The organism is Streptomyces dengpaensis, from assembly GCF_002946835.1.
Taxonomy (GTDB): domain Bacteria; phylum Actinomycetota; class Actinomycetes; order Streptomycetales; family Streptomycetaceae; genus Streptomyces; species Streptomyces dengpaensis.
In genome coordinates, this window is the sequence record NZ_CP026652.1 from 5,841,976 (window position 1) to 5,861,945 (window position 19,970).

The 19,970-nt window shown below is 71.6% G+C and carries 21 protein-coding genes and 1 pseudogene; 10 read left to right on the forward strand and 12 right to left on the reverse strand.

All coding sequences use genetic code 11. The features are described from left to right. Nucleotides 1-36: 36 nt before the first annotated feature. From C4B68_RS27030 to C4B68_RS27040, 3 genes are read left to right on the forward strand one after another with little or no spacing between them, the layout of a single operon-like run. Nucleotides 37-1,140, forward strand: a complete 1,104-nt coding sequence (locus C4B68_RS27030; protein ID WP_099499222.1) for a nitronate monooxygenase — start codon at nt 37-39, stop codon at nt 1,138-1,140. Then, nucleotides 1,137-1,886, forward strand: a complete 750-nt coding sequence (locus C4B68_RS27035) for a 16S rRNA (uracil(1498)-N(3))-methyltransferase (protein WP_099499221.1) — start codon at nt 1,137-1,139, stop codon at nt 1,884-1,886. Before C4B68_RS27030 ends, C4B68_RS27035 begins: the two co-directional genes overlap by 4 nt. Before the next feature lie 12 nt (nt 1,887-1,898). Further along, complete coding sequence (locus C4B68_RS27040) at nt 1,899-2,291, forward strand: VOC family protein (RefSeq protein ID WP_099499220.1); 393 nt, start codon at nt 1,899-1,901, stop codon at nt 2,289-2,291. Here the strand turns inward: C4B68_RS27040 and C4B68_RS27045 are convergent. Next, complete coding sequence (locus C4B68_RS27045) at nt 2,233-2,640, reverse strand: hypothetical protein (RefSeq protein ID WP_240634487.1); 408 nt, start codon at nt 2,638-2,640, stop codon at nt 2,233-2,235. The genes C4B68_RS27040 and C4B68_RS27045 overlap by 59 nt on opposite strands. A 308-nt stretch (nt 2,641-2,948) precedes the next feature. On the opposite strand from C4B68_RS27045, the gene C4B68_RS27050 reads away from it, so the two are divergent. The 5 genes from C4B68_RS27050 to C4B68_RS27070 all read left to right on the forward strand — a co-directional run bounded on the left by C4B68_RS27050 (nt 2,949) and on the right by C4B68_RS27070 (nt 9,477). Then, nucleotides 2,949-3,515 carry a hypothetical protein gene (locus C4B68_RS27050; protein WP_180289157.1) on the forward strand — a complete coding sequence of 189 codons (567 nt, stop codon included), beginning with the start codon at nt 2,949-2,951 and terminating at the stop codon, nt 3,513-3,515. Between the two features lie 133 nt (nt 3,516-3,648). Then, a complete protein-coding gene (locus C4B68_RS27055; protein ID WP_099499218.1) occupies nt 3,649-6,948 on the forward strand; it encodes a S41 family peptidase in 3,300 nt (1,099 codons plus the stop codon). Nucleotides 6,949-7,127: 179 nt separating this feature from the next. Then, nucleotides 7,128-7,481, forward strand: coding sequence for a histidine triad nucleotide-binding protein (locus C4B68_RS27060; protein WP_099499217.1), 354 nt, complete (start codon nt 7,128-7,130; stop codon nt 7,479-7,481). 6 nt (nt 7,482-7,487) lie between these two features. Next, a complete protein-coding gene (locus C4B68_RS27065; RefSeq protein WP_099499216.1) occupies nt 7,488-8,393 on the forward strand; it encodes a ribonuclease Z in 906 nt (301 codons plus the stop codon). A gap of 91 nt (nt 8,394-8,484) precedes the next feature. Then, nucleotides 8,485-9,477: an adenosine deaminase gene (locus tag C4B68_RS27070; RefSeq protein WP_099499215.1), complete on the forward strand. Its 993-nt coding sequence runs from the start codon at nt 8,485-8,487 to the stop codon at nt 9,475-9,477. Nucleotides 9,478-9,480: 3 nt separating this feature from the next. Here the strand turns inward: C4B68_RS27070 and C4B68_RS27075 are convergent, their stop codons facing one another. Then, entirely contained in the window at nt 9,481-10,788 is a 1,308-nt protein-coding gene (locus C4B68_RS27075; protein WP_099499214.1) for an MFS transporter, read from the reverse strand. Nucleotides 10,789-11,756: 968 nt separating this feature from the next. Between C4B68_RS27075 and C4B68_RS27080 the strand changes: the two genes are divergently transcribed. After that, the gene (locus C4B68_RS27080; protein WP_099499213.1) at nt 11,757-12,233 is read left to right on the forward strand and encodes a hypothetical protein; all 477 of its coding nucleotides are present in this window, start codon (nt 11,757-11,759) and stop codon (nt 12,231-12,233) included. Nucleotides 12,234-12,288: 55 nt separating this feature from the next. Here C4B68_RS27080 and C4B68_RS27085 read toward each other — a convergent pair whose 3' ends face one another. From C4B68_RS27085 to C4B68_RS42105, 3 genes and pseudogenes are all read right to left on the reverse strand, one after another. After that, nucleotides 12,289-12,714 carry a VOC family protein gene (locus C4B68_RS27085; protein ID WP_099499212.1) on the reverse strand — a complete coding sequence of 142 codons (426 nt, stop codon included), beginning with the start codon at nt 12,712-12,714 and terminating at the stop codon, nt 12,289-12,291. A gap of 58 nt (nt 12,715-12,772) precedes the next feature. After that, on the reverse strand, nt 12,773-13,111 hold the full coding sequence (locus tag C4B68_RS27090) for a P-II family nitrogen regulator (protein WP_099499211.1): 339 nt from the start codon (nt 13,109-13,111) through the stop codon (nt 12,773-12,775). Between the two features lie 220 nt (nt 13,112-13,331). Beyond that, a pseudogene (locus C4B68_RS42105) lies at nt 13,332-13,487 on the reverse strand (ammonium transporter); the annotation flags it as partial. 220 nt (nt 13,488-13,707) lie between these two features. Between C4B68_RS42105 and era the strand changes: the two are divergent. Next, the gene (gene era / locus C4B68_RS27105; RefSeq protein WP_180289156.1) at nt 13,708-14,700 is read left to right on the forward strand and encodes a GTPase Era; all 993 of its coding nucleotides are present in this window, start codon (nt 13,708-13,710) and stop codon (nt 14,698-14,700) included. 51 nt (nt 14,701-14,751) lie between these two features. Here the strand turns inward: era and C4B68_RS27110 are convergent, their stop codons facing one another. The 7 genes from C4B68_RS27110 to C4B68_RS27140 all read right to left on the reverse strand — a co-directional run bounded on the left by C4B68_RS27110 (nt 14,752) and on the right by C4B68_RS27140 (nt 19,807). Further along, nucleotides 14,752-15,504: a response regulator gene (locus tag C4B68_RS27110; RefSeq protein ID WP_099499209.1), complete on the reverse strand. Its 753-nt coding sequence runs from the start codon at nt 15,502-15,504 to the stop codon at nt 14,752-14,754. Continuing rightward, complete coding sequence (locus tag C4B68_RS27115) at nt 15,501-16,088, reverse strand: sensor histidine kinase (protein WP_240634488.1); 588 nt, start codon at nt 16,086-16,088, stop codon at nt 15,501-15,503. The genes C4B68_RS27110 and C4B68_RS27115 overlap by 4 nt, the downstream gene beginning before the upstream one ends. 79 nt (nt 16,089-16,167) lie before the next feature. Then, nucleotides 16,168-16,518: a cytidine/deoxycytidylate deaminase family protein gene (locus C4B68_RS27120; RefSeq protein WP_099499208.1), complete on the reverse strand. Its 351-nt coding sequence runs from the start codon at nt 16,516-16,518 to the stop codon at nt 16,168-16,170. A 54-nt stretch (nt 16,519-16,572) separates the two neighbouring features. Further along, nucleotides 16,573-16,932 carry an MmcQ/YjbR family DNA-binding protein gene (locus C4B68_RS27125; RefSeq protein ID WP_099499207.1) on the reverse strand — a complete coding sequence of 120 codons (360 nt, stop codon included), beginning with the start codon at nt 16,930-16,932 and terminating at the stop codon, nt 16,573-16,575. Continuing rightward, a complete protein-coding gene (locus C4B68_RS27130; RefSeq protein WP_099499206.1) occupies nt 16,929-18,233 on the reverse strand; it encodes a hemolysin family protein in 1,305 nt (434 codons plus the stop codon). Before C4B68_RS27130 ends, C4B68_RS27125 begins: the two co-directional genes overlap by 4 nt. Further along, nucleotides 18,230-18,727: an rRNA maturation RNase YbeY gene (ybeY, locus tag C4B68_RS27135; RefSeq protein ID WP_099499205.1), complete on the reverse strand. Its 498-nt coding sequence runs from the start codon at nt 18,725-18,727 to the stop codon at nt 18,230-18,232. The genes C4B68_RS27130 and ybeY overlap by 4 nt, the downstream gene beginning before the upstream one ends. A gap of 12 nt (nt 18,728-18,739) precedes the next feature. Then, entirely contained in the window at nt 18,740-19,807 is a 1,068-nt protein-coding gene (locus C4B68_RS27140; RefSeq protein WP_099499204.1) for a PhoH family protein, read from the reverse strand. Nucleotides 19,808-19,970: the final 163 nt, after the last annotated feature.

Here is a 19,970-nt window from a genome sequence, read left to right on the forward strand (position 1 = left end):
TTCGGTCCTGTGCGGAGGACGTGACAACATGCCGTCATGTCCTCCGCACTGACCGATCTCTTCCCCTACCCGATCGTGCAGGCCCCCATGGCGGGCGGCGTCTCCGTGCCGCGGCTCGCGGCGGCCGTGTCCGAGGCCGGTGGGCTCGGTTTCCTCGCTGCCGGGTACAAGACCGCCGACGGCATGTACCAGGAGATCAAGCAGGTGCGGGGGCTGACGGGCCGCCCCTTCGGGGTCAATGTGTTCATGCCGCAGCCCGAGTTCGCGGACGCCGCGACCGTCCAGGTGTACGCCAGCCAGCTCGCCGGTGAGGCCGCCTGGTACGAGACCGAGCTCGGCGACCCCGACAGCGGCCGGGACGACGGATACGACGCCAAGCTCGCCGTCCTCCTCGACAACCCGGTGCCGGTGGTCTCCTTCCACTTCGGCGTCCCCACCCGGGACGTCCTGCTCTCGCTGCGTCGCGCGGGCACCTTCACCCTCGTCACCGCGACCACCGCCGAGGAGGCCCTCGCCGTGGAGCGGGCGGGCGCCGACGCGGTCATCGCGCAGGGCGTCGAGGCGGGCGGCCACCAGGGCACCCACCGCGACAACCCGGAGACGGACGGCACCGGCATCGGACTGCTCTCGCTGATCGCACAGGTCCGCGAGACCGTGCAGATCCCGATCGTCGCCGCCGGCGGCATCATGCGCGGCAGCCAGATCGCCGCGGCCCTCGCCGCGGGCGCGAACGCCGCCCAGCTCGGCACCGCTTTCCTCGCCACCCCCGAGTCCGGCGCCAACGCCGTGCACAAGCAGGCGCTGACCAACCCCCTCTTCGTCCGTACGGAGCTGACGCGCGCGTTCTCCGGCCGCCCGGCGCGCGGATTGGTCAACCGCTTCCTGCGCGAGCACGGCCCGTACGCGCCCGCCGCGTACCCCGAGATCCACCACCTCACCTCCCCGCTGCGCAAGGCGGCCGCCGCGGCGGGCGACGCGCAGGGCATGGCGCTGTGGGCCGGGCAGGGCCACCGCATGGCGCGCGAACTGCCCGCGGGGCAGCTGGTTGAGGTACTGAACACCGAACTCCTCGCCGCACGGACGGCGTTGACGACAGCGTTGTCAGAGACCCCGGGACAGGACGGGGGTGCGGTCCGATGACGGCACCGGTGTTCGTGGCCGAACACTTCAACGCGGGCGCCGGCGCACGCTACGTCCTCGACGGCCCCGAGGGGCGGCACGCCGTCTCCGTGAAGCGGCTGCGGCCCGGGGAGAGTGTCGTCCTCACGGACGGCGCGGGGCGCTGGGCCGAGTGCGAGGTGGTCGGCACCGAGGGCAAGGACCGGCTGATCGTCGACGTGCACGCGGTGTCGGAGGAGCCGGAGGAGTCCCCCCGTATCACCGTCGTCCAGGCCCTGCCCAAGGGCGACCGGGGCGAACTCGCCGTCGAGACGATGACCGAGACCGGCGTCGACGCGATCGTCCCCTGGGCCGCCTCCCGCTGCATCACGCAGTGGAAGGGCGAGCGGGGCCTGAAGGCGCTCGCCAAGTGGCGGGCCACGGCGCGGGAAGCCGGCAAGCAGTCCCGTCGGGTCCGCTTCCCGGAGATCGCGGACGCGATGACGACCAAGCAGGTTGCCGCACTTCTCGCCACAGCGGACCTCGCGGCGGTGCTGCACGAGGACACGGAGCTGGGGACCGAGCCGTTCGCGACGGCCGAACTCCCCGCGTCCGGGGAGATTGTCCTGGTGGTCGGCCCAGAGGGCGGGATCTCCCCCGAGGAGGTTCGGCTGTTCACCGAAGCGGGCGCGCGGACGTTCCACCTGGGGCGCACGGTGCTGCGTACGTCGACCGCCGGGACCGTGGCGACGGCGCTGCTGCTGGCCCGTACCGGCCGCTGGTACTGACGGGGAATCGCCGTGGAACTCGCCCAAGTACGGCTGCTCGTCTCGGACTTCGCCGCGTGCTACCGCTTCTACGGCGAAGTCCTGGGCCTCAAGCCCCAGTCGGGGGCGACCGAGGGGCCGTACGAGAAGTTCAGCCCCGCCGCCGGCTCGGCGGGCATCGCCCTGCAGGACCGGGCGGCGATGGCCGAAGTCCTGGGTGAACTGGGTGAGTCGGCGACCGGGCACCGCTCCCTGGTGGTGCTGCGGGTGGACGACCTGGACGCGTACTGCGAGCAGATCACCTCGCGTGGCGCGACCGTGCTGCACGGCCCGGTGCTCCTGACCGACCGCATGCGGGTCGCCCACCTCAAGGACCCGGAGGGGAACCTGGTGGAACTCCAGCAGTGGCTGCTGCTGAGCGGCTGACGACGACCGCCCGGAACAGCTCCCAGCCGTCCAGCTCCCCAGCGCCCGTCAGCAGTCCGCGGCGCCCGGCCTCGTCGACCAGGGCGCGTACGACGCCGGGTTCACGCAGGTTGAGCAGGTTGCCGCGGCCGTCCGCCAGGCAGCCCTCCATCCAATAGCCGCCTTCGGACGTGTACCGGCCCGAGCCCGCCTCGCCCGCGTGGAAGACGAAACGCGTGCGGGTGCCGTCGCGGTACAGCGTGAGGGCGTCACGCCAGACGCCGTCGCGGCCGCGCTTCTGGCGGTAGCTCCAGAAGTAGGTCGTCTGCTCGTCCACGACGAGCCTGCGCAGCCTGCGGTCGTTGCCCACCACGCCAGGCTATGCGGCGGGACACCTCCTGGTCTCCGGGTTTTCCGCGGGCAGGAGTTGGATGTCCTCGCGGCGCCGGAGGTCCGGCTGCCAGGTCCGCCGCCGGGTCGGAGCCCTGAGGGGCGTCGTCGGAGGGGCGCGGTGCGGGCAGGAGCCGGGGGGTGTTCCGGCGGGGGCGGATCCGCGAGTGGGGCAACGGGCCTCCGGGGCATGCTCAGTTGGGCGAGGGACTCGATTGTGGCGGGTGAGCCGAGGAGTGGCCGTATACGCCCTATCGCGTCGCCCGGGACAGTGGCAGGATGCCCTCCATGGGGGCATTGAAGTGGGTTTGGGGCCGTCCGCGGACACAGCGGACGGCAGCCGTGGCCGGCCTTGCGGTGGTCGTCGTGGGCGGAGTCGTCGCCTGTGATCCGAACGGGCTGAGTTCCGCCACGGTCGCCTACACGACCGACCAGACCGCGACCAAGGAACTCGAACGGCAGCACGCGAACGTGCGCTGGCTCAGCTGCACGGCGTCCTACGACGGGGACAACAAGGCCTATACGCCGGGCAAGACGCACTCGCCGACCGAGAACACCGTCGCCTCCGTCGACTGCCAGGGAGAGACCGACGACGGGCAGGACATCACCGTCAAGGGCAAGGTCACCCGCGCCGTCGACGGCGCGTGCGTGCGCGGGGACCTCGTCGCCACGGTCGGCGGCAAGGAGTGGTTCCACGTGAACGGCCTGGGCAACTGCGAATCCACGAACACCCCCACCCCGCCGATCTCGTACCAGCCCACGAACGGACAGCCCGACCCCACCGTCACCGTCACCGTGACGAAGACGATGTGGTGCAAGGGCGATCCCACGTGCTGGCCGTCCCAGGGCAAGTGACTCAGAGCAAGTGACCCGCAGGGCACAAGGGGCCGGGGGCAAGACGCCCGGGGCAGACGACCGGCCCGGCCGGACCCGGATCAAGTGATCGAAACCCCTGTCGGCGGGCGCTTTCGCTGCTTAGGGTGATCGGGTGACAGAGTCCGCACCCTCCGCGTACCTCCGGTTTCCGCATCTGCACGGCGAGTTGGTCGTCTTCACCGCCGAGGACGACGTCTGGGCCGCCCCGCTCGACGGCGGCGGCCGGGCCTGGCGGATCAGCGCCGACAACACCCCGGTGAACCATCCGCGCATCTCCCCGGACGGCATGACCGTCGCCTGGACGTCGACGCGAGACGGGGCGCCCGAGGTGCACGCCGCCTCCCTGGAGGGCGGACCGTCCCAGCGGCTGACGTACTGGGGCAGTGCGAAGACCCAGGTGCGCGGCTGGACCCCGGACGGGCAGGTCCTCGCGCTCAGCGCCCAGGGGCAGGCGAGCCTCAGGCGAAGCTGGGCGCGGGCCGTCCCGCTCGACGGCGGTCCCGCGACGACCCTTCCGTACGGTCCTGTCGGCGACGTCGCCCACGGCGGCCCCGGTGTCGTCCTGCTGTCCGCTCCCATGGGGCGCGAGGCCGCGTGGTGGAAGCGGTACCGCGGCGGTACGGCGGGGAAGCTGTGGATCGACAGGGGCGTCCGCGACGGGGAAGGCGCCGGGGAGTTCGTACGGCTGCATGAAGAGCTCGACGGGAACCTCGAATACCCTGTGTGGGTGGGGGAGCGCATCGCCTTCCTGTCGGATCACGAGGGCGTCGGCGCGCTCTACTCCTCCCTCGCCGACGGGTCGGACCTGCGTCGGCACACGCCGGGTGGGGGCACCTCCCGCTCATGGGGGTCTCCCCGCTCGAGCGAAGCCGAGAGTGGGGGAGAAGCCGAGAGTGGGGGAGGTTTCTACGCCCGGCACGCGGCGAGCGACGGCACGCGGGTCGTGTACGCGTCCGCAGGCGAACTGTGGCTCCTCGACGACCTGGAGGGCGCCGAGCCGCGCCGGCTGGACCTCCGGCTCGGCGGGCAGCGCGTCGACCAGCAGCCGCACCCGGTGAACGCGTCGCGCTGGTTCTCGGCCGGCGTGCCCGACCACACCGGACGCGGCAGCGCGCTCTCCGTGCGCGGCGCCGTCCACTGGGTCACCCACCGTTCGGGCCCGGCCCGCGCCCTCGCCGCCGAGCCCGGCGTACGCGCCCGGCTGCCCCGCACCTTCCGCGCCGACGGCGAGGAGCACGTGGTGTGGGTGACCGACGCCGAGGGCGACGACGCCCTCGAGTTCGCCCCGGCCACGGGCGTCGCCCCCGGAGCGACCCCGCGCAGGCTCGCCGCCGGGCAGCTCGGACGGGTACTCGGCCTCGCCATGGCGCCCGACGGCAGCCGCGCCGCCGTCGCCTCGCACGACGGACGCGTGCTGCTCGTCGAGCGGGAGAGCGGCGAGGTGCGCGAGGTCGACCGCAGCGAGGACGGGGAGATCACCGGCCTCGTCTTCTCGCCCGACTCGGCGTGGCTGGCCTGGTCGCACCCCGGGCCGCGCCCGCTGCGCCAGCTCAAGCTGGCCAACACCACCGACCTCTCGGTGACCGAGGCGACCCCGCTCCGGTTCCGGGACTATGCGCCCGCGTTCACGCTCGACGGCAAGCACCTCGCCTTCCTGTCGGCGCGCTCCTTCGACCCCGTCTACGACGAGCACGTCTTCGACCTGGCGTTCGTGGGCGGCTCCCGGCCGTACCTGATCACGCTGGCCGCGACCACGCCGTCCCCCTTCGGGCCGCAGCGGCACGGCCGCCCCTTCGAGGCGCCCGACAAGGACGAGACGCCCGACAGCGAGGGCGCGCCCGCGACCCGGATCGACCTGGACGGGCTCGCCGACCGCATCGTGCCGTTCCCCGTCGAGGCCGCCCGCTACTCGACGCTGCGGGCCGCCAAGGACGGGGTGCTGTGGCTGCGCCACCCGGTGCGCGGCGTGCTCGGCGCCTCCCGTGCCACGCCCGACGACCCGGACCCGAAGACCGAGCTGGAGCGCTACGACCTCGTCCAGCAGCGCATCGAGTATCTCGCCGCCGACGCCGACCACTTCGCCGTCAGCGGCGACGGCAAGCGGGTGCTGCTGTGGGCCGACGGCAAGCTCAAGGTCGTCCCCAGCGACCGGCGCGCCTCGAACGACGACGAGAGCGACACGAACATCACCGTCGACCTCTCACGCGTACAGCGGACCGTCGACCCGGTCGCCGAGTGGCGGCAGATGTACGAGGAGACGGGCCGCCTCATGCGGGACAACTTCTGGCGGCCCGACCTGGGCGGCGTCGACTGGGACGCGGTCCTGGACAGATACCGGCCGGTCCTGGAACGGGTCGCCACCCACGACGACCTCGTGGACCTGTTGTGGGAGGTGCAGGGCGAACTCGGCACCTCGCACGCGTACGTCACTCCGCGCGGCGGATGGGGCGGCGGCGACCGGGAGCAGGGGCTGCTCGGCGCGGACATCTCCCGTCACGCGGACGGGAGTTGGCGCATCGACCGGATCCTCCCGTCGGAGACCTCCGACCCTCAGGCGCGGGCGCCGCTCGCCGCGCCCGGGGTCGCGGTGCGCGCCGGGGACGCGATCGTCGCGGTCGGGGGGCAGCCGGTCGACCCGGTGGCCGGGCCCGGGCCGCTGCTCGTCGGCACCGCGGGCAAGCCGGTCGAGCTGACCATCTCGCCGTCCGGCGGCGGGGATCCACGGCACGCGGTCGTGGTGCCCCTCGCGGACGAGGAGCCGCTGCGGTACCACGCGTGGGTGGCGGACCGGCGCGCCTACGTCCACGAGCGGTCCGGGGGCCGCCTCGGGTATCTGCACGTGCCCGACATGGTGGGCTCCGGGTGGGCCCAGCTCCATCGCGACCTGCGTGTCGAGGTGGCCCGGGAGGGGCTGGTCGTGGACGTCCGCGAGAACCGCGGCGGCCACACCTCCCAGCTGGTCGTCGAGAAGCTGGCGCGCCGGATCGTGGGCTGGGACGTTCCGCGCGGGGTACGGCCGTACAGCTATCCGGAGGACGCGCCGCGCGGTCCCGTCGTCGCCGTCGCCAACGAGTTCTCCGGCTCGGACGGGGACATCGTCAACGCGGCGATCAAGGCGCTCGGCATCGGTCCCGTGGTGGGTACGCGGACCTGGGGCGGTGTCATCGGCATCGACAGCCGCTACCGGCTCGTCGACGGCACGCTCGTCACCCAGCCCAAGTACGCGTTCTGGTTGGAGGGGTACGAGTGGTCGGTGGAGAACCACGGCGTCGACCCCGACGTCGAGGTCGTCCAGACCCCGCAGGACTACGCCGCCGGGCGTGACCCCCAGCTCGACGAGGCGATCCGGATCGCACTGGCGGCGCTGTCGGAGAACCCGGCGAAGGCTGCGCCCGCCTTGCCGCCGCTTTGATCTTCGCCGCCGCTTTGATCTTTGGTGCCGCGCCGTTGTGGCTTGGGTGATCCGCCGCTTCGCGGCGGATGTTCCCCGCCCGCCCGCCCTTTTGGGCGGGCGCGGAGCCGCACACAGGGCAGGCGGCTGGGCCGATACGATGCCGACGTAATGATCGGCTGGCGTGAGGAGGCACACGCATGGCGGGAGAGCCGCAGGACGACTGCCTGTTCTGCAAGATCGTCGCGGGGCATATTCCGGCGACCGTGGTCCGGGAGACGGACACGACCGTGGCGTTCCGTGACATCAACCCGCAGGCGCCCACCCACATCCTGGTCATCCCCAAGGTCCACTACCGGGACGCGGCAACGCTCGCCGCCGCCGAGCCCGCCATCACGGCGGACATGCTGCGCGAGACCGGCGTGGTCGCGGGCGAGGAGCAGCTGGAGAGCTACCGCGTCGTCTTCAACACCGGCAGCGGCGCGGGCCAGACCGTCTTCCACGCGCACGCCCACCTCCTGGGCGGCCGCGGCATGCACTGGCCCCCGGGGTAACCGACGTTGTCCGTACGTGAATTGGTGGTCCTCGGCACCGCCAGCCAGGTCCCGACCCGGCACCGCAACCACAACGGCTATCTGCTGCGCTGGGACGGCGAGGGACTGCTCTTCGACCCCGGCGAGGGCACGCAGCGCCAGATGCTGCGTGCCGGGGTCGCCGCGCACGACCTGCACCGGATCTGTGTCACCCACTTCCACGGCGACCACTCGCTCGGACTCGCCGGCGTGATCCAGCGCATCAACCTCGACCGTGTACCGCACGAGGTGACCGCGCACTACCCGCGCTCCGGGCAGCGGTTCTTCGACCGGCTGCGCTATGCCACGGCCTACCGCGAGACCGTCGAGCTGGTGGAAGCGCCGGTCGAGGCGGACGGCGTGCTCGCGGCGACGCCCGCGTACACCCTGGAGGCCCGCAGGCTCTCCCACCCCGTCGAGTCCTTCGGATACCGGCTGGTCGAGCCGGACGGGCGGCGGATGCTGCCGGAGCGGCTCGCCGAGCGGGGCATCAAGGGGCCCGACGTCGGGCGGCTGCAGCGGGAGGGCTCGCTGGGCGGGGTCACCCTCGACGACGTCAGCGAGGTGCGGCGCGGTCAGCGGTTCGCGTTCGTCATGGACACCCGGATGTGCGAGGGGGTGGGCGCTCTCGCGGAGGGGTGCGATCTGCTCGTCATCGAGTCCACCTTCCTCGTCGAGGACGAGCTACTCGCCGTCGAGCACGGGCATTTGACCGCCGGTCAGGCGGGACGGGTGGCTAAGGAAGCGGGCGTACGGCATCTCGTGCTCACCCACTTCAGTCAGCGTTACTCCGAGCCCGAAGCCTTCGAGCGGCAGGCCCGCGCCGCCGGGTTCGAGGGGGAGCTGACGGTGGCGCACGATCTGGTCAGGGTGCCGGTTCCGAAGCGTCGCTGAGCGGGGTCCGGGTTGGGGTTTCGAGGCGCCGGTGAGCGCGGTCCGAGTGCCGGTTTCCGGAGTGCCAGGGAAACGACCGTACGATGCTTCGATGCCCCTCCCCAAAGCAGAACTGCACCTCCACATCGAAGGCACCCTCGAACCCGAGCTCGCCTTCGCGCTCGCCGCGCGCAACGGCGTCACGCTGCCGTACGCGGACACCGAGGAGCTGCGCAAGGCGTATCTCTTCGACGACCTCCAGTCGTTCCTGAACCTGTACTACGAGCTCATGGCCGTCCTGCGGACGGAACAGGACTTCGCCGACCTGGCCGACGCCTACCTGGTGCGGGCCGCCGCGCAGGGCGTGCGGCACGCGGAGATCTTCTTCGATCCGCAGGCGCACATCGCCCGTGGGGTGGCGATGGGGACGGTCGTCGAGGGTCTGTCCGGGGCGCTCGCCCGCAGCGAGGAGACACACGGCATCTCCACGCAGCTGATCATGTGCTTCCTGCGCGACGAGTCCGCCGAGTCGGCCATGGCGACCCTGGAGGCCGCGAAGCCGTACCTCGACCGGATCGTCGGCATCGGCCTCGATTCCGCCGAGGTCGGCCACCCGCCGGTCAAGTTCCGCGCGGTGTACGAGGCCGCCGCCGCGCTCGGTCTGCGGCGCGTCGCGCACGCGGGCGAGGAGGGCCCGCCCGCGTACATCACCGAGGCCCTGGACGTGCTCGGCGTCGAGCGCGTCGACCACGGGCTGCGCTGCATGGAGGACGCCGACCTCGTCGAGCGGCTCGTACGGGACCGGGTGCCGCTGACGCTGTGCCCGCTGTCGAACGTACGGCTGCGCGCCGTCGACGTCCTGGAGGACCACCCGCTGCCCGCCATGATGGACGCCGGGCTGCTGTGCACCGTCAACTCCGACGACCCCGCCTACTTCGGCGGCTACGTCGGCGACACCTTCCACGCGGTGCGCGAAGCGCTCGGCCTCGACCAGGAGCGGTTGCGGGAGCTGGCACGCAACTCGTTCGAGGCGTCCTTCCTGGAGCACGACGAGGAGCGGCGGGCGCGGTACATCGCCGAGGTCGAGGCGTACGAGTTCGCGTAGCGCTCAGGTGGTTCCGGCCCCCGGCGCGGCGGTCGCTGCCACCTGCCGGGGTCCTGCCATGTCGTAGGCGGTCATGTCGTACGCCTTCATGTCGTAGGCCTTCGTTTCGTAAGCGGCCGTGCCGGACGCCGTGCGCTGGACGGGCAGGGCCTCCAGGGGGAACTCGACGACCGGGTGTTCGCGCTGGGCTGCGCGCCTCGGGCGGAGCGCCACGACCGTCATCGGGACGGTGACCAGGAGCAGGCCGAGCGCCAGGATCGTGCCCATCGCGGGGAAACCCGCCCGCGCCGAGAGCAGACTGCCGGCGAGCGGGCCGCACGCCGTGCCCAGCGAGGAGGCCGAGCCGACGAGGACCGCCCACCGGCCGCGCGGATCCAGGGACGCGGCGAGGCCGATGACGTACGACAGCACGACCGGGTAGAGCGTGTTCCAGGCGATCTCGCCCGTCGCGAACGACGCCAGGTCGCTCGATGCCGCGCTGAGCGCGATGCAGCCGGCGATCAACGCCGTGCCCGCGCCGATCGGCCACGCCTGACCGAGCCGCGGGCCCAGCGCACCCGCGCCGATCACCCCCAGCAGCCCCGCGCCGAGCGCCGCCGCGAAGACCGCGCCGACCGTGACCTCGGTGAGCCCCGCCTGGGTGAGACCGATGCGGCCGCTGACGCCCCAGAGGGAGTTCTGGGCGAGGGACCAGAACAGCATGGCGGCGGCGAGGACGAGGCCGGAGCGGGGGTGGGGGAGCGGGGCCGCGGTGCGCGGGCGCTGGGTCGCGGGCGTGCGGGCGGGGAGGTGTCCGGTCGCGGGCAGCACGAGCAGCGCCGTGCAGGCGATCGCGGCGAGGGGCAGGCCGTGGGCCGGGCCCAGGTGGGGGATCGTCAGATACAGCGTGCCCGCGAGGGCGGAGACGCCGAGCAGGCCCAGGGTGGTGGTGCGGTGCGGGTCGCGCTGGGCGGCGATGCCGGTCGCGGCGACCGTGGTGGCGGTACCGGAGCCGAGGCCGCCGATCATCGCGCTGGCGATGACCAGGGGGACGGTCGTGCTGAGGGCGGCGGTGCCGTACCCGACGGCGGCGAGCAGCAGGCCCGTGCGAGCGAGCCGCTGCGGTCCGAAGCGGTCGACGCGCGACGCGAGCAGGAAGCCCGCCGTCGCCGAACTCAGCAGCAGCGCGCTGCCGATGGCACCGGCCTGCGTGGTCGAGAGGGGGAGGCCCGCGTCCAGTCTGCCGACGGTGGTCGGCAGCAGATACGGGGCGAGGTACCCGGCCGTGAAAAGGGCGACGAGGGGCCAGGGGGTGGTGGTGCGGGCGGACACGGGCGTTCCCAGGGCATGCGAAAGGAGCGGTTCAAGAAGGAGGTTGGGCGGCTGTCGACAGACAGGAACGCGCGGGCAATTTGTATCAAGGGGGTGGGGGTGCGAAGAAGCCGGGATGGTGTGATCTGGGGCACGTTGCGTTTGGGGTGGGAGGGCAGGGGTAGGCAATGGCGTTTGCGGTCCGGCTTTCGCCCGGCTGTCGCCCGCACCGCTGGCCGCGCCGGGGTCGCTTTCTGCCGGTGGGTGGGTCGGGGCCGTGCCGGTACATCCGCCCGTCGTGGCCGGTGGATCAGACGTTGGATTACAGGAGCCGTCTCCAGATCCGAACGGGGCGACGGGCATGTGATGTACCGGCACGGCCCCTCCCGTGCGATGGCGACTGCGGGTGCGTGGGGGCGTGCGTCCAGATCTTTTGGCCCGTCCGGCGCTCGCGGGTGGGGCAACGGGCCGCGCCCCCACCCACTCCGGCCGGCGAAGGTGCTTTCAGCCCGTCCGCCGTTCGAGGACGAGGCCGTTCAGGCCGATGCGCGGGGCTGGGGGCGGCAGCCCCCAGGTATGGGAATGGGTAGGGGCGGCGGGGGCGAGGAAACCGTCGGCCCGTCCGGTGTTCGAGGGTGAGGCGCGAGCCGTGCGTCAACGCCGGACGGGCTGATTCCAGCCTCTCCGGGGTGGAAGAAGCCTGCCGCCGGGCGAACTTCGGCCAGTTTTCGTGACCCTTGGAGGAAAACTCCTGGCATCCCTTGCCATCGCGAGCCACCCGCGCATCAATGGGACCGCACGTTCCGACGGACCGTCAGATACGCCGCCGCGAGGCGTCCCGCACCCCGCCCCCGCGAAGCGGCCCGCGCACACATCTCCCCGCACGCTCACCTGCGCAACGGTGAGAAGCCGGTGTGCCCGGACAGGGCGGTGCCGTCCGGCGCGTGAAACCCCCACATGGCAATTCCCGTACAAGGGAAGGGAATCCGATGAGAGGCAAGCGACTCGGAATCGCCGCGGCGTTGGCCGCGGGCACCCTCGCCGCGACCGGTCTGGCCTTCGCGCCCGCCGCCGCGGCCGTCGTCCCACAGACGGCCACCATCAACGCGACCTGCAGCATCGGCGGCAGCGGCGCGGCCACCCTGACGGCCACCCAGAACGGCACGGCCGCGACCATCACCCTCAGCTCCACCGAGATCACGGCGCCGATCTCCGTCGCCGAGGACTCGGTCAGCTCCACCCTGACCATGGTGAAGACGGGCGGCGGCACCACCGTCTTCAGCGGGACGAAGAACCCCGCCATCCCAGCGGGCGGCGGGGTCACGGTGGGCCCCCTGGACGGCACCGTCGCCTCCGGCGACAGCCTGGAGGCATTCGGTGGCTCCCTTGAGATGGTGGTCTTCGGCATCACCATCACGTGCACCGCGGGAGCGCCGCAGTCCCCGGGCCCGTTCGTGTTCGACTGACGCCAAGCCCTGAAGGAGCCGGTGTCGCTCGCGCGCGGCGGCACCGGCTCACGCGTCAGACGACCGGCTGGCCGAGGCCCAGCAGATTGCCCTCGCTGTCCCGGAACCAGGCGCCGCGCTCACCCCGCGCCCCCTTGCTCGGGTAGTTCCCCTCGATCTCGGCGATCCCGTCCCTCGTCCGAAGCCCAGGCACGTCGACGTCCTCGAACACCACGCCGCGCCGCTTGAGTTCCGACACGACCGCCTCGATGTCGTCGACCTCGAACGCCATCTGCGTGAAGGTGCCGGGCGAGGCTCCCGTCGACTGGAACACCACGAAGTCCACGCCTTCGCACCGGTAGAGCAGCCCACCGGGCCGTTCGTCGACGGGCTCCAGACCGAGCCGCTCGGAGTAGAAACGGCGCGCTCGGTCCAGGTCCTGAGCGGGAAGCCTGGTCGCCACACGCGCCCGGGCAAGAAGGTTTCTGTCGTCTGCGTTCATGGCCCCCACTGTGCCGCGAGCGGTGGCCGTGGGCGGGGAGGCGAGGCGACAGGTGTGATCAGAGCGCGTCCGGGCCCCGTTCGCCCGTACGGACCCGTACGACGGTCTCCACCGGTACCGCCCAGACCTTCCCGTCGCCGATCTTCCCGGTCTGCGCGGCCCTGACGATCGCGTCGATGACGGCGTCCGCGTCGGCGTCCTCGACGACGACCTCGATACGGGCCTTGGGGACGAGGTCGACCTGGTACTCGGCGCCGCGGTACACCTCGGTATGGCCGCGCTGGCGCCCGTAGCCGCTGGCCTCGGTGACGGTCAGACCGTGCACACCGATTTCCTGGAGGGCGGTCTTGACCTCGTCGAGGCGGTACGGCTTGACGATCGCGGTGATGAGCTTCATGCCTGGGTCGTGACCTTCTGCGCGGCGGGGACGGATGACGAGACCGGGGCGCCATGGCCCAGGACCCCGTGATCGTAGGCCGTCTCGGCGTGCACCGTAAGGTCCAGACCCGTCCGCTCCTGCTCCTCGTCCGCCCGGGAAGCCCATGAGCCGGTCGATCAGCTTCCCGATGCCGTACGTGATGGCGAAGGCGTACGCCCCCACGGCCGGAACGCCCCTAGCTGCGGTCCGCGATCGCGCCGCTGATCAGCGCGGCGGTGATGATCGCGAAGGTGAGCTGGAAGGTGGCGAAGAGGACGGTGGGGACGGTGCCCTGGACGCTGTCGGGGCCGATGCCCGCCATACCGGCGTGCTTCAGGCCTCCGATGAGCCCGCCGAAGGCGGCGGCCAGGATCACGGTCTCTCCGGTCTCTCCGACGGGGACGGGGGCATCGTCGGAGGGGCACCGGCCCGCGTTTCCGGTTGTGCACGTGCGCCTTTCCTGTTGCGCGGGGGTTTCCGGAAGCTCACCGCACCGCGCGGAGGCGCTCGGGTGTGCGGCGGGGTCGTACGCATCAGGGGCTCGGCGTGCGGCGGGGGCTCGTGAATCAGGGACAATGGGCGCCATGAGCGTTCGTAACCAGTCACCTGAGCCGTCCGAGGATGGGGGCACCTCCCACGCCCTCAAGGCAGTGGGGGATCATCGCGCCGGCTTCGCCTGCTTCGTGGGCCGCCCCAACGCGGGCAAGTCCACCCTTACGAACGCTCTGGTCGGCCAGAAGGTGGCGATCACCGCGAACCAGCCGCAGACGACGCGGCACACGGTGCGGGGCATCGTGCACCGGCCCGACGCGCAGCTGATCCTGGTGGACACCCCAGGCCTGCACAAGCCGCGCACGCTGCTCGGCGAGCGTCTGAACGACGTCGTACGCACCACCTGGGCCGAAGTGGACGTCATCGGCTTCTGCCTGCCCGCGAACGAGAAGCTCGGCCCCGGTGACCGGTTCATCGCGAAGGAACTGGCGTCCATCAAGAAGACGCCGAAGATCGCGATCGTCACGAAGACCGACCTGGTCGACGGCAAGACGCTCGCCGAGCAGCTCATCGCGATCGACCAGCTCGCCCAGGAGCTGGGTTTCGAGTGGGCGGAGATCGTGCCCGTGTCGGCGGTCGGCGACAAGCAGGTGGACCTGCTGGCCGACCTGATCGTCCCGCTCCTCCCGGAGGGGCCCGCGCTGTATCCCGACGGCGAGCTGACGGACGAGCCGGAGCAGGTCATGGTGGCGGAGCTGATCCGCGAGGCCGCGCTCGAAGGCGTCCGCGACGAGCTGCCCCACTCCATCGCCGTCGTCGTCGAGGAGATGCTCCCCCGCGAGGACCGCCCCGCCGACAGGCCCCTCCTCGACATCCATGCCTTCGTCTACATCGAGCGCCCCAGCCAGAAGGGCATCATCATCGGCCCGAAGGGCAAGCGCCTCAAGGAAGTCGGCATCAAGTCCCGCAAGCACATCGAGGCGCTGCTCGGCACGCCGGTGTTCCTGGACCTCCATGTGAAGGTCGCCAAGGACTGGCAGCGGGACCCCCGGCAGCTGCGGAAGCTGGGCTTCTGAGGCGAGCGGGGCGGGTGGCCGTGGCCGTCGGGGTTTTCGCCCCCTCCGCCCCTACCCGTCCCGTCTCTGGGGGGCTCCGCCCCCCAGACCCCCCGTATCGGCCTGAACGGCCTTGTCCTCAAACGCCGGACGGGCTGGAACGACCAGGCCTGTCTCGTACGCGAGGACGACCGCCTGGGCGCGGTCGCGCAGGGCCAGCTTGGCGAAGATGCGGGTCACATGGGACTTCACGGTGGCTTCGCTGAGGACCAGCCGCGCGGCCAGCTCGGCGTTGGACAGGCCGCGGCCCAGCAGCGTCAGGACCTCCAGCTCACGGGGCGTCAGGGCCGAGAGGTCCGCGTGCACGGCGGGCGGGTCGGCCACCGCCGGCGCGAAGCGCTCCACCAGGCGTCGGGTGATCGACGGGGCCAGCAGGGCGTCGCCCGTGTCGACCAGCCGTACGGCCGCCGCCAGATGTTCCGGCGTGACGTCCTTCAGCAGGAAGCCGCTCGCCCCGAGCGACAGCGCCGCGTACACATAGCGGTCCAGGTCGAACGTGGTCAGCATGAGCACCCGGCACTCCGGAGCCTGCGCCAGAATGCGGCGGGTGGCCTCCAGGCCGTCCATGTTCGGCATACGGATGTCCATCAGCACGACGTCCGGGCGCAGTTCGCGCGCCGCCGCCACCGCCTCCGTGCCGTCCGCCGCCTCGCCCACCACCTCGATGCCGCGGGCCGCCAGGATCAGCCGGAAACCCGTCCTGATCAGCGTCTGGTCATCGGCGATGAGCACGCGGGGAGCCGGCTCCGCCGCGGCCGCCGTCACGGGCGGTCCAAGGGGATGCGGGCCCGCACCCGGTAGCCGCCGCCGAGCCGCCGCCGGGCGTCCAGGTCCCCGCCGTACACCGCGACCCGCTCGCGCAGGCCGAGGAGTCCACGGCCGGTCCCCGTCTTGGGCCGCGGCAGCGGCGCGGGCGCCGCGCCGGTCAGCATGCTCGGGCCGGTGTTCAGCACCTCCACGCGCAGGGCGTGGTCCGCGTAGCGCACGGTCACCTCGGCCTTGCCGCCGTCGCCGTGCTTGAGCGCGTTGGTCAGCGCCTCCTGGATGATCCGGTACGCGGTCACGTCGATCCCCTCCGGCAGCGGGCGCGGCTCGCCCGAGATCCGCACCTCGACGGGCAGCCCGGCGAACGATATCCGGTCGACGAGTGGTCCCAGCCGGTCAAGGCCGGGCTGCGGCGCCAGCCCCGCCGTACCGACGTCGCCGCCAGGGCTTCCGCCCGAACTCGGTTCCGGCTCCTCGCCGTTCGGCGACGGCGCCAACAGGCCCAGCAGATGCCGCAGATCGGTCATCGCGCCCCGTCCCGCGTCCTCGACGGCTCTCAGGGCGGCCGCGGCCTCGTCCGGCATCGTGCGAAGCGCGACACGGGGGTCTGGGGGGCGGAGCCCCCCAGATTCGGGACGGGCAGGGGCGGAGGGGGCGAAAAACTCAGCCCGCGGTCACGACGACCCGAACCGCCCCGTCGGGCCCCGCGAGGAGCACCGGCGTCCCGTCCCCGCCAAGGTCCCGTACAGCCCCCAGGTCCTCCGCGGGCACGGCGTCCGCCTCGGACACCACCGCCGCGGCCTCCAGCGACTTCGCCCCCGAAGCCACCGCCATCGCCACCGCGGTCTGCAGGGCGCTCAGCCGCAGGGAGGGCAGAGCCACGGTCCCGGCGACATACGTACGGCCGGTCTCGTCCCGCACGGCCGCCCCCTCGGGCACACCGTTACGCGCCCGCGCGGAACGGGCCAGGGTGACGATCTTGCGGTCCTCGGGGTCAAGCGCGCTGTCCGTCATGCCCCGAGCATACGAACCCGCACCGCGCTCCTCCGCCCAAGGGGGCACCAGCCGTCAGGGACGGTCGAGGCGGAGCCGCTCGGCCTTCGGCAGACCGGCGACGACGAGATCGTACGAATCCTCGACGAGCTCCCGGACCAGGCGGTCCGGGAGCTCGCCGTCGACCGTCACCGTGTTCCAGTGCCTCTTGTTCATGTGATAGCCGGGGATGATCAGCCCCGGGTACTCGCCGCGCAGCCGGACCGCGTCTTCCGGGTCGCACTTCAGGTTGACCGTGAGGGGACGGGCCGCCAGGTTCGTGAGGGCGAACATCTTCCCCAGCACCTTGAAGACCGAGGTCTCCGGGTTGAAGGGGAAGTCCTCGACGGTCGCGTTGAAGGACAGGCAGAACGCGCGCAGCTGCTTCGGAGTCACTCCGGCTGCTCCTCCTCGGGCGGATCCACCGGGCCGACCGGCTCGACGAGCACCGTGACGATCTTGTTGCGGCGCCCGGCCGCGGCCTCCGCCGTCAGCCGCAGCTCCCGCCCGTCGGGCAGCTCCACGACCGACGAGGCCTCGGCGATCGGGACCCGCCCGAGCGCCTTGGCCAGCAGTCCGCCCACCGTCTCCACGTCCTCGTCGTCGTACGCCTCGAAGCCGTACAGCTCGCCGAGGTCGCCGATGTCGAGGCGGGCGGTGACGCGGTACCGGTCGTCGCCGAGTTCCTGGACGGGCGGCAGCTCGCGGTCGTACTCGTCGGTGATCTCGCCGACGATCTCCTCGAGGATGTCCTCGATGGTGACGATGCCGGCCGTGCCGCCGTACTCGTCGATGACGACGGCGACGTGGTTGCGCTCCTGCTGCATCTCGCGCAGCAGATCGCCCGCGTTCTTCGTGTCGGGCACGAAGCTGGCGGGCCGCATCGCGGTCGACACCAGCTCGCTCTCCGCGTCCCGGCTGATGTGCGTCTTGCGGGCGAGGTCCTTCAGATACACGATCCCGACGACGTCGTCCTCGTTCTCCCCGGTCACGGGGATGCGCGAGAAGCCCGACCGCAGCGCCAGGGTCAGCGCCTGCCGGATGGTCTTGAACCGCTCGATGCTGACGAGGTCCGTGCGGGGAACCATGACTTCCCGTACGAGGGTGTCACCCAGCTCGAAGACCGAGTGCACCATGCGGCGCTCCTCGTCCTCGATCAGCGACTCCTTCTCGGCGAGGTCGACCAACGCGCGCAACTCGGCCTCGGAGGCGAACGGGCCGCGCGGGAAGCCCTTGCCGGGCGTCAGCGCGTTGCCGATGAGGATCAGGAGCGGCGGGATCGGGCCCATGATCCGCGCCAGCGGCAGCAGGACGTACGCGGCCGCCGTCGCCGTGTTCAGCGGGTGCTGGCGGCCGATGGTGCGCGGGGAGACGCCGACCGCGACGTACGACACGAGGACCATGACCGCGATCGCGACGGTGAGCGCCTGCCAGGTCCTGTCGAACTCCTTCAGGCAGGCGTACGTGACCACCGCGGCGGCCGCCATCTCGCAGGCGACGCGCACGAGCAGCGCGACATTGAGGTAGCGGGTCGGGTCGGCGGCGACCTGCGCGAGCTTGGCGCTGCCGCGGCGTTCGCTGCGCACGGCTTCCTCGGCGCGGAAGCTGGAGACGCGCGCGAGGCCCGCCTCCGCGCAGGCGGCGAGCCAGGCGACGACAACCAGCAGGACGGCGCCGATGACGAGCTGGGGGCTCATGACACGGTCGGGGCGGGAGAGGGGCCTGTCATGCCCTTTTCCGCGCGCCAGCCGTCCACGATGGCGGCCTGCAGACCGAACATCTCGGCCTTCTCGTCCGCTTCCTCGTGGTCGTAGCCGAGCAGGTGCAGCACCCCATGGACGGTGAGCAGCTGGAGCTCCTCGTCCATGGAGTGCCGCGTCTCGGCGTCCTTGCCCTGCCGCTCGGCGACCTCCGGGCAGAGCACGATGTCACCGAGGAGGCCCTGCGGCGGCTCGTCGTCGTCCTTCGACGGCGGCCGCAGCTCGTCCATGGGAAAGGACATGACATCGGTGGGGCCGGGCAGATCCATCCACTGGATGTGCAGCTGTTCCATGGCGTCGGCGTCCACGACGATCACCGAGAGCTCGGAGAGCGGGTGGATGCGCATCCGCGCGAGCGCGTACCGGGCGATGTCGAGGATCGCCTGCTCGTCGACCTCGGTTCCGGACTCGTTGTTGACGTCGATCGACATGCTGGTGCTGTTCTACTTCCCCTTGTGTGCGGCTTTTCCGCGGCCCTGGTGGGAGCCGTTCTCGGTGCCGTTCTCGATGTCGTACTTCTCGTACGCGTCGACGATACGGCCGACCAGCTTGTGCCGTACGACATCGTGGGACGTGAGCCGCGAGAAGTGCACGTCCTCGACGCCCTCCAGGATCTCCTGGACCTGGCGCAGACCCGACTTCGTCCCGTTCGGAAGGTCGACCTGCGTCACGTCGCCCGTGACCACGATCTTCGAGTCGAAGCCGAGGCGGGTGAGGAACATCTTCATCTGCTCGGCGCTCGTGTTCTGTGCCTCGTCCAGGATGATGAAGGCGTCGTTGAGGGTCCGGCCGCGCATGTAGGCGAGGGGCGCGACCTCGATGGTCCCCGCCGCCATCAGCCGCGGAATCGAGTCCGGGTCGAGCATGTCGTGCAGCGCGTCGTACAGCGGGCGCAGGTACGGGTCGATCTTCTCGTACAGCGTGCCCGGCAGGAAGCCGAGGCGCTCGCCCGCCTCCACGGCGGGCCGGGTCAGGATGATCCGGTTGACCTGCTTGGACTGCAGGGCCTGGACCGCCTTCGCCATGGCGAGGTACGTCTTGCCGGTACCGGCGGGGCCGATGCCGAAGACGACGGTGTGCTTGTCGATGGCGTCGACGTACCGCTTCTGGTTGAGCGTCTTGGGACGGATGGTGCGGCCTCGCGAGGACAGGATGTTCTGCGTGAGCACCTCGGCCGGGGTCTCCTGGCCGTCGCCCTCCCCGTTCTCGCTCGCCCTGAGCATGGCGATCGAGCGTTCCACTGCGTCCTCCGTCATCGGCTGCCCCGTGCGGAGCACCAGCATCATCTCGTCGAACAGGCGCTGGACGAGGGCGACTTCACCGGCGTCGCCGACCGCACTGATCTCATTGCCCCGGACATGGATGTCGGCCGCCGGGAAGGCCTTCTCGATCACACGCAGGAGGGCGTCGCCAGATCCCAGCACGGTGACCATGGGGTGCTTCGCGGGGACCGTGAAGTGCGCTCGTGCCTGCCCCTGCGCGGGGGTCTGTGCTGTGGGTGTCTGAGTCATGGGCCGGCTCTGTAGGCCTGCTTTTCCTCCTCGATCGGCACGCTTGCCACATGGACAGCCTTGCGGTTCCCAGGGTACGTCGCTGGACTGACAGTGCCGTAGGGCTTTTCCTCACACGCGGAGCACCGGCAGAGGGTGCGCCCTGTGATGTCATCCGCCGAAG